This window comes from Dietzia sp. DQ11-71, from assembly GCF_014144995.1.
In the GTDB taxonomy this organism is placed as follows: domain Bacteria; phylum Actinomycetota; class Actinomycetes; order Mycobacteriales; family Mycobacteriaceae; genus Dietzia; species Dietzia kunjamensis.
Genome location: NZ_JAALDT010000504.1, coordinates 1 through 1,392, shown reverse-complemented (window position 1 = coordinate 1,392; position 1,392 = coordinate 1). Strand labels below are relative to the sequence as shown.

1 protein-coding gene is annotated in these 1,392 nt (G+C 71.1%); it reads left to right on the top strand.

Going from position 1 to position 1,392, the window contains the following annotated elements; all coding sequences use genetic code 11:
• Positions 1-143: 143 nt before the first annotated feature.
• The coding region (locus G6023_RS15335) for a phosphomannomutase/phosphoglucomutase (protein ID WP_182636349.1) at positions 144-1,392 on the top strand (1,249 nt) is incomplete at its 3' end.

Genomic DNA, 1,392 nt, shown 5'->3' with positions numbered 1-1,392 from the left:
CCGGCGGGTCCGGCGACGGTCGACCGGAGCCGGGCCCCACCCCCCGCTGAGCCGCGGCCCGCGAGGTCGGTCCGCCGCCCGTACGGCGCGGGTAGTGTCAGGCAGAACACCGACCGACCCGTCTCACACCCCTGGAGCAACACGTGGCACGTAGCGCCGAGTCCGTCCGAGCAGTCATCAAGGCGTACGACGTCCGTGGTGTCGTCGGCGAACAGATCGATGAGGACTTCGTCCGCGAGGTCGGGGCGTCGTTCGCCCGCCTCATGCGTTCGGAGGGTGCCCGCACCGTGGTGATCGGCCACGACATGCGGGACTCGTCCCCGGGCCTGTCCGCCGCCTTCGCCGACGGGGTGACCGCCCAGGGACTGGACGTGGTGACCATCGGCCTGGCCTCGACCGACCAGCTCTACTTCGCCTCCGGTTCACTCGACTGCCCCGGCGCCATGTTCACCGCCAGCCACAACCCCGCCGCCTACAACGGCATCAAACTGTGCCGCCCCGGCGCCAAGCCGGTCGGGCAGGAGTCCGGCCTGCGGACCATCGCCGACGAGCTCATCGAGGGGGTCCCCGCCCACGACGGCGAGGCCGGCACCGTCACCGAGCGGGACGTCCTGGACGGTTACGGCGAGTACCTGCGCGGACTGGTCGACCTGTCGGGCATCCGCCCGCTCACGGTGGCGGTGGACGCCGGCAACGGGATGGGTGGCCACACCGTGCCGGCCGTTCTGGGCGGACTGCCGCTCGAGATCGTGCCGCTGTACTTCGAGCTCGACGGCAACTTCCCCAACCACGAGGCGAACCCGCTGGAACCGGCCAACATCGTCGACCTGCAGGCCCTCGTCAGGGAAAGCGGGGCCGACATCGGCCTGGCGTTCGACGGCGACGCCGACCGCTGCTTCGTGGTGGACGAGCGCGGCGAGCCGGTCGCGCCGTCGGCCATCACCGCCCTCGTCGCCGAGCGTGAGCTGGCCAAGGACCCGGGCGCCTCGATCATCTACAACCTCATCACCTCCCGGGCCGTCCCCGAGCTCGTCGAGGAGAAGGGCGGCGTCGCCGTCCGTACCCGGGTCGGGCACAGCTTCATCAAGGCGCAGATGGCCGACACCGGTGCCGTCTTCGGAGGGGAGCACTCGGCGCACTACTACTTCCGCGATTTCTGGGGCGCCGACTCGGGCATGCTCGCCGCGATGCACGTCCTGGCGGCGCTGGGCGGGCAGGACGGGACCCTGTCGGCGCTCATGGCCGAGTACACCCGGTACGCCGCCTCCGGGGAGATCAACTCCACTCTCGACTCCGCCGAGGCCCAGACCGAACGGATGGAGGAGGTCGTCACCGCGTTCTCGAAGCGCGCCGAGTCCATCGACCGGCTCGACGGCGTGACGGTGGACCTCG